The 8207-nt window shown below is 66.3% G+C and carries 3 protein-coding genes; 2 read left to right on the forward strand and 1 reads right to left on the reverse strand.

The window, feature by feature from the left end:
• Positions 1–2131 (forward strand): DNA-directed RNA polymerase subunit beta (locus tag U9977_RS00560; RefSeq protein ID WP_322747147.1); only part of this gene is annotated, 2131 nt, incomplete at its 5' end.
• 294 nt (positions 2132–2425) lie between these two features.
• Positions 2426–6325: a DNA-directed RNA polymerase subunit beta' gene (locus U9977_RS00565; protein WP_322747148.1), complete on the forward strand. Its 3900-nt coding sequence runs from the start codon at positions 2426–2428 to the stop codon at positions 6323–6325.
• Positions 6326–6550: 225 nt separating this feature from the next.
• Here the strand turns inward: U9977_RS00565 and U9977_RS00570 are convergent.
• A partial coding sequence (locus tag U9977_RS00570; protein WP_322747149.1) for an ABC transporter ATP-binding protein occupies positions 6551–8207 on the reverse strand: 1657 nt, incomplete at its 5' end.

An 8207-nucleotide genomic window follows, 5' to 3' on the forward strand; every position in this document is an offset into this window, starting at 1 on the left:
TCGTGCCGGCTTCGAGGTCCGCGACGTCCACCCCAGCCACTATGGCCGGATGTGCCCGATCGAGACGCCGGAAGGCCCGAACATCGGTCTGATCGGTTCGCTGTCGACGTTCGCGCGGGTCAACCCGTTCGGCTTCGTCGAGACGCCCTATCGCAAGGTCGTGGCCGGTCGGGTTACAGACAAGATCGACTACCTCACTGCGGACGAGGAGGACAGGCACGTCATCGCGCAGGCGAACGCGCCGCTGACCGGCGACGGTTCGTTCGCCGAGCACCGCGTCCTGGTGCGCCGCAAGGGCGGCGAGGTCGAGTTCATCCCGCCGGACGAGGTCGACTACATGGACGTCTCGCCGCGCCAGATGGTGTCGGTGGCCACAGCCATGATCCCGTTCCTTGAACACGACGACGCCAACCGCGCCCTGATGGGCTCGAACATGCAGCGCCAGTCCGTCCCGCTGCTGCGCAGCGAGGCGCCGCTGGTCGGTACCGGCATGGAGGCCCGCGCGGCCAAGGATGCCGGCGACGTGGTCGTCTGCACACAGTCCGGCGTTGTGGAGGATCTGTCCGCCGACTACATCACCGTGATGCACGACGACGGTACCCGGCGTACCTATCGGATGGCGAAGTTCCGCCGGTCCAACCAGGGGACGTGCATCAACCAGAAGCCGATCGTCGACGAGGGCGACCGCGTCCTGGCCGGTCAGGTCATCGCGGACGGCCCGTGCACCGACAACGGCGAGATGGCGCTGGGCAAGAACCTCCTGGTGGCGTTCATGCCCTGGGAGGGGCACAACTACGAGGACGCGATCATCCTCTCCCAGCGGCTCGTGCAGGACGACGTGCTGTCCTCGATCCACATCGAGGAGCACGAGGTCGACGCCCGTGACACCAAGCTCGGCCCCGAGGAGATCACCCGGGACATCCCGAACGTCGCCGAGGAGGTCCTGGCCGACCTCGATGAGCGCGGGATCATCCGGATCGGCGCTGAGGTCTCGCCCGGTGACGTGCTGGTCGGGAAGGTCACGCCGAAGGGCGAGACCGAGCTGACCCCGGAGGAGCGGCTGCTACGCGCGATCTTCGGTGAGAAGGCCCGGGAGGTCCGCGACACCTCGCTGAAGGTGCCGCACGGCGAGTCCGGCAAGGTCATCGGGGTCCGAGTCTTCGCTCGCGAGGACGGCGACGAGTTGCCGCCCGGGGTGAACGAGCTCGTCCGGGTGTACGTCGCCCAGAAGCGCAAGATCACCGATGGTGACAAGCTGGCCGGCCGGCACGGAAACAAGGGCGTCATCGCGAAGATCCTTCCTGCCGAGGACATGCCGTTCCTCTCGGACGGCACTCCGGTGGACGTCGTGCTCAACCCGCACGGTGTGCCGCGCCGTATGAACATCGGCCAGATCCTGGAGACCCATCTCGGTTGGGTGGCCAAGACCGGCTGGCAGGTTGACGACGGCGTCGAGGACTGGAAAGAGCGCCTGCGTGGTATCGGCGCGCATCAGGCCCCGCCCGACACCAACGTGGCGACGCCGGTGTTCGACGGCGCTCGGGAAGAGGAGATCACCGGTCTGCTCGCCTCGACGCTGGCCAACCGTGACGGTGACCGGCTGATCGGCTCCAGCGGCAAGGCGCGGCTCTTCGACGGCCGGACGGGCGAGCCGTATCCGTACCCGGTGGCGGTCGGCTACATCTACATCCTCAAGTTGCTGCACCTGGTCGACGACAAGATCCACGCACGGTCGACCGGCCCGTACTCCATGATCACACAACAGCCGCTGGGTGGTAAGGCGCAGTTCGGTGGACAGCGCTTCGGTGAGATGGAGGTGTGGGCGCTGGAAGCGTACGGCGCCGCCTACGCCCTCCAGGAGCTGCTGACCATCAAGTCCGACGACGTCCTGGGCCGTGTCAAGGTCTACGAGGCCATCGTCAAGGGTGAGAACATTCCCGAACCCGGCATTCCGGAGTCCTTCAAGGTCCTCATCAAGGAAATGCAGTCACTGTGTCTGAACGTGGAGGTTCTCTCCAGTGACGGTCTCTCCATTGAAATGCGCGACACCGATGAGGATGTCTTCCGTGCCGCGGAAGAGCTCGGTATCGATCTGTCCCGGCGTGAGCCGAGCAGCGTTGAGGAGGTCTGACGACTAGTCGGCCGAGGGGCGCGCAAGCATGGCTCCACCTGCGCGCCCGCAGGCCCCCAAGGGAACCTGATGACCGCCGGCCGTGAGGATCGACGGTGCTACCAGTGGTCGTGACTCGCAGTTGGTGATCAGAAACCCGCCGGGTCACGGCGTCCGGTAGCCCGGATGCACTGATCGTTTCCCGGCGTCCCGCCGACCTTGGAATAACTGACGGCAGAAGCCCCCCGTCGCCGCCATTACTCGCAATGCCCGCCGGCGATGGGGGGGCAGCCAGACGGCAGAGAGAGAAGACACGTGCTCGACGTCAACTTCTTCGACGAGCTGCGCATCGGCCTCGCCACGGCAGACGACATCCGCCAGTGGTCACACGGTGAGGTCAAGAAGCCGGAGACAATCAACTACCGCACCCTGAAGCCGGAAAAGGACGGACTCTTCTGCGAGAAGATCTTCGGTCCGACCCGGGACTGGGAGTGCTACTGCGGCAAGTACAAGCGCGTTCGCTTCAAGGGCATCATCTGTGAGCGCTGCGGTGTCGAGGTCACTCGGGCCAAGGTGCGTCGTGAGCGGATGGGTCACATCGAGCTGGCCGCGCCGGTAACCCACATCTGGTACTTCAAGGGTGTGCCGAGCCGGCTCGGCTACCTGCTCGACCTTGCGCCGAAGGACCTTGAAAAGGTCATCTACTTCGCCGCGTACATGATTACCAATGTGGACGTCGAGGCGCGCCACCGCGACCTGCCCACCCTCGAGGCGCGGATCTCGGTGGAGAAGCAGCATCTCGAGGACAAGAAGAACGCCGACGTCGAGACGCGGCAGAAGAAGCTTGAGGCGGACCTCGCGCAGCTGGAGGCCGAGGGCGCCAAGGGCGACGCCCGGCGCAAGGTCCGGGAGGCGGCTGAGCGCGAGATGCGCCAGATCCGCGACCGCGTCCAGCGCAAGATTGATGATCTTGGGCGGGTGTTCGACCGCTTCAAGGGCATGAAGGTCCAGGATCTCGAGCCGGACGAGCTGCTCTACCGCGAACTGCGGGACCGCTTCGGGCAGTACTTCGAAGGCGGCATGGGTGCCGAGGCGCTGCAGCGCAGGCTCGTCGACTTCGACCTGGCCGCGGAGGCCGAATCACTGCGGGAGACGATCCGCAGTGGCAAGGGGCAGAAGAAGGCCCGGGCGCTGAAGCGTCTCAAGGTGGTCTCGGCGTTCCTGAACACCCGCAACTCTCCGAACGGGATGGTGCTCGACTGCGTTCCGGTCATTCCGCCGGACCTGCGCCCGATGGTGCAGCTCGACGGTGGTCGGTTCGCGACATCCGACCTCAACGACCTCTACCGTCGGGTGATCAACCGTAACAACCGACTCAAGAGGCTGCTCGACCTCGGCGCCCCTGAGATCATCGTCAACAACGAGAAGCGGATGCTGCAGGAGGCCGTCGACGCGCTGTTCGACAACGGCCGCCGTGGCCGGCCGGTCACCGGCCCGGGTAACCGCCCGCTCAAGTCGTTGTCGGACATGCTCAAGGGCAAGCAGGGGCGCTTCCGCCAGAACCTGCTCGGTAAGCGGGTCGACTACTCCGGCCGTTCTGTCATCGTCGTCGGGCCGCAGCTGAAGCTGCACCAGTGCGGTCTGCCCAAGCAGATGGCGCTCGAACTGTTCAAGCCGTTCGTGATGAAGCGGCTGGTCGATCTCAACCACGCGCAGAACATCAAGTCTGCCAAGCGGATGGTGGAGCGGGCCCGTCCGGTCGTCTGGGATGTGCTCGAAGAGGTCATCACCGAGCATCCGGTGCTGCTCAACCGGGCACCGACTCTGCACCGGCTCGGTATCCAGGCGTTCGAGCCACAGCTGGTCGAAGGCAAGGCCATCCAGATTCACCCGCTGGTCTGCACCGCGTTCAACGCGGACTTCGACGGTGACCAGATGGCTGTGCACCTGCCGTTGTCCGCGGAGGCGCAGGCCGAGGCGCGCATCCTGATGCTGTCGAGCAACAACATCCTGTCGCCGGCATCCGGGCGTCCGCTGGCCATGCCGAGCCTTGACATGGTCACCGGGGTGTTCCACCTCAGCCGGCTGTCCGAGGGCGCGATCGGCGAGGGTAGGGCGTTCTCCAGCGTGGCCGAGGCGCAGATGGCCTTTGACGCGCGGGAGATCGCACTGCAGGCGAAGATCAAGGTTCGGCTGCGCGACACCACCCCGCCGCTCGACTGGACTCCGCCGTCGGACTGGGTCAGCGGTGAACCATTCACGCTGGAGACCACGTTCGGTCGCTGCCTGCTCAACGAGGCGCTTCCGGTGGGGTACCCGTTCCTCAACTACATGGTGAACAAGAAGGCCCAGGCCGTGATCGTCAACGACCTGGCCGAGCGCTACCCGAAGATCCAGGTGGCCGCCACGCTGGATGCGCTCAAGAGCGCCGGCTTCTACTGGGCCACCCGGTCCGGGGTGACCGTGGCGATCGAGGACGTCGTTGCGCCGCCGAACAAGAAGCAGATTCTCGACGAGTACGAGCAGCGCGCGGAGCGGGTGCAAAAGCAGTTCGACCGGGGCTTCCTGTCCGACGACGAGCGCCGTGGCGAACTTGTGCAGATCTGGAACGAGGCGACTGGCAAGGTCGCCGAGGCGATGGAGGCGAACTTCCCGCCGACCAACCCGGTCGCGGTGCTGGTCAACTCCGGGGCCGCCGGAAACATGATGCAGATCCGGCAGCTCGCCGGCATGCGTGGGCTGGTCGCCAACCCGAAGGGTGAGATCATCCCGCGCCCGATCAAGGCCAACTTCCGTGAGGGCCTGAGCGTGGTGGAGTACTTCATCTCCACGCACGGCGCCCGTAAGGGTCTGGCCGACACGGCGCTGCGAACCGCTGACTCAGGGTATCTGACACGGCGGCTGGTCGACGTCAGCCAGGATGTCATCGTCCGCGAGGACGACTGCGGCACCGAGCGCGGCATCGGCACTCGTATCGCCCGCAAGGGAGCGGACGGAGCGCTCGTCCGTGACCGTTACGCCGAGACCGCGGCCTACGCGCGGACGCTCGCATCCGATGCGGTGAACGCCGCGGGCGATGTTGTGGTGCCCGCCGGCACCGACCTCGGCGATGTGGTCATCGGGCAGATCATCGATGCCGGCATCGAATCGGTGAAGGTGCGCTCCGCGCTCACCTGCGCCGCTCGGATGGGTGTGTGCGCACAGTGCTACGGCCGGTCGCTGGCGACCGGAAAGCTCGTGGACGTCGGCGAGGCCGTGGGTATCGTGGCGGCCCAGTCGATCGGCGAGCCGGGCACCCAGCTGACCATGCGTACCTTCCACAGCGGTGGCGTCGCCACCGGTGACGACATCACTCAGGGTCTACCGCGTGTGGTCGAGCTCTTCGAGGCCCGTTCCCCCAAGGGCAAGGCTCCGATCAGCGAGGTCGCCGGCCGGGTGCGCATCGAGGAGACCGAGAAGACGCTCAAGATCGTCGTTGTGCCCGACGACGGTGGCGAGGAGATCGCCTACCCGGTGTCGCGTCGTTCGCGTCTGAAGGTCGAGGAAGGCCAACACATCGGAGTTGGCCAGAAGATCGTCGACGGCGCCGTCGACCCGCACGAGGTGCTGCGCATCCTCGGCCCGCGCCAGGTGCAGCTGCACCTGGTCGACCAGGTCCAGGAGGTGTACCGCTCGCAGGGTGTGTCCATCCACGACAAGCACATTGAAATCATCATCCGCCAGATGCTCAAGCGGGTGAACGTGCTGGAGTCGGGCGAGACCACGCTCCTGCCCGGTGAGCTGGTCGAGCGGGCGCGTTTCGAAGAGGAGAACCGTCGGGTGGTCGAGTCCGGCGGCCAGCCGGCATCGGCCCGTCCGGTCCTCATGGGCATCACCAAGGCCTCGCTCGCGACCGAGTCGTGGCTGTCGGCGGCATCCTTCCAGGAGACCACGCGGGTGCTCACCGATGCGGCGATCAACGCCCGGTCGGACTCGCTGGTCGGGCTGAAGGAGAACGTCATCATCGGCAAGCTCATCCCGGCGGGTACCGGCATCTCCCGGTACCGCAACATCCGGGTCGAGCCGACCGAGGAGGCGCGGGCGTCCATGTACTCGGTGGGTGGTGGCTACGAGGAGGGCGCGACCGTCGAGTACGGAGCGTTCGGTACCGGTAGTGGTCAGGCCGTGCCTTTGGATGACTTCGACTACCGCAGTACAGGCGGGGAGTACCGGTAGGAAGCGAGTACCGGTAGGCAGCGAGTACCGGTAGGCAGCGTAGGGAACCCGGGTGGCCGTCCAGGCCTATCCGGGTTCCCGGGAAGCGCTGGTGTGGGTTCCGGCCCGCCACGACCGACAAGCGGCCCGTGTGGTCATGTCCGCAGGGACACGATCACACGGGCCGCTTGTCGTGCCAGCTTGGATGGGCCAGCGTGGATGGGCCAGCGTGGGTGGGGCCGCCGGTCAGCCTACGGTCCGGGGCGCGCCGTGGCCGTTTTCTCGTCTGGGCATCCGCCCCAGCCGGCCACGGCTCAGCTGGGCGTAGATTCCACCGGTTGTGACCAGCCGGTCATGCGGGCCGGCCTCCACCACGGTGCCCTTTTCCATCACGTAGATACGGTCGGCGGCGACGGTCATCGTCATCCGATGGGCGACGATCAGACAGCTGCGATCGGCGAGAAGACGTTCGAACGACGTCCGGAGCTTTTCCTCGGTCAGTGCGTCCAGGTTTGACGTGGCTTCGTCGAGGATGATCGTCCGCGGGTTCTGGACCAGGACCCGGGCGATGGCCAGCCGCTGTCGTTCCCCACCGGAGATCTCATAGCCGTCGCACCCGAGTGGGGTGTGGATCCCGTCCGGCAGGGACCGGACGAGGGAGACGAGACCGGTCGCCTCGAGTGCGGCCCAGAGTTCGTCCGCGGTCGCCGACGGATTCCCGAACCTGAGGTTCTCGGCGATGGTGCGGCGTTGGGTGAACGCTTCCTGGGAGACAAAGCCGACCGCGGCTCGCGCCTGTTCGGCGGTGAGTTCCGCGACGTCCCGCCCGCCCAGCAGAACCCGCCCGGCGGTGGGTGTGAGCAGGCCGCTCGCGAGGTAGCAGAGCGTCGTTTTGCCCGCGCCGCTGAATCCGACGACGGCAACCATCTCGCTTTTGCGCACGACGATGTCCACTGAGCGGACGGCCCAGGTGGGTACCGGCATGTCCGGGGCATAGGAGTACGAGACGTTCGCCAGGACGAGATCGCCGTGAACGGGTGGACGGGGAACGCTCGCCGGTTCTGACACCACCGGTTCGGCTTGCGACACGGTTTCTTCCGGTGGCCGCGGTCGATCGATCATAGCCAGTGGCCGAACGTTGCTGCGGTCCGTAACGCGAGGGAGATCCAGTGGAATGTCAAGGAAAGCCAGAATGCGAACGAGGGAGGACTCGCCGTCAAACAACCGGGTGCGCAGGTCCGCGAATCCGGTGATTGAACGAAAGGCCAGCAGCAGCACGCTGAGGAAGGCCACGAAGGTGCCGGCCGTCATTATCTGTTCCAGGGAGAGCCATACCCCGAGCCCGATCGCGGTCATGGTCGTCAGCACCGAGCTGCCCGCGGAGGTGAGCTGCAGACGGGCGAACACCTGGACACGGGTGCGGAGCGCTGTCGCGATGGCGGAGTCCAGTCGTTCGAACTCCTCCTGGCCGACGCCCTGCGCACGGAACGCACGCAGGTGCAGCGCTCCCGCCGGCCCGGTCAGCTCGATGACGTGATCGACCATCCGGGTGTGCCGCTCGGCTTCCACCCGGCTGATCTCCCGGACGCGTGCGCGAATGCGCCGCAGCAGGATGAAGGGAATCACACCGATCGCGGCAACCGCGAACGCGAGCCGCCACTCCAGCAGGAAGGCCACCACACCTGCGACGACGAGTTCGACCGCCATCGTCGCGACGGCCGGCAGACAGACGGCGCCGGCGATCTGTACCTTGGCCGTATCAATGGTGAAGAGGGCGACGACGTCCCCGTGCCGGGTCCGCATGAAGCGGGGGAACGGCAGGGAAACAGCGTGCTCGTGCAGGTCGTGGCGGATCCGGCAGGCCAGCCGTTCGCTGAGGTAGCCGATCAGTATGTACTGCCTG

Origin of the sequence: Protofrankia sp. Cas8, from assembly GCF_963555845.1 — a bacterium.
Lineage (GTDB): Bacteria > Actinomycetota > Actinomycetes > Frankiales > Frankiaceae > Protofrankia.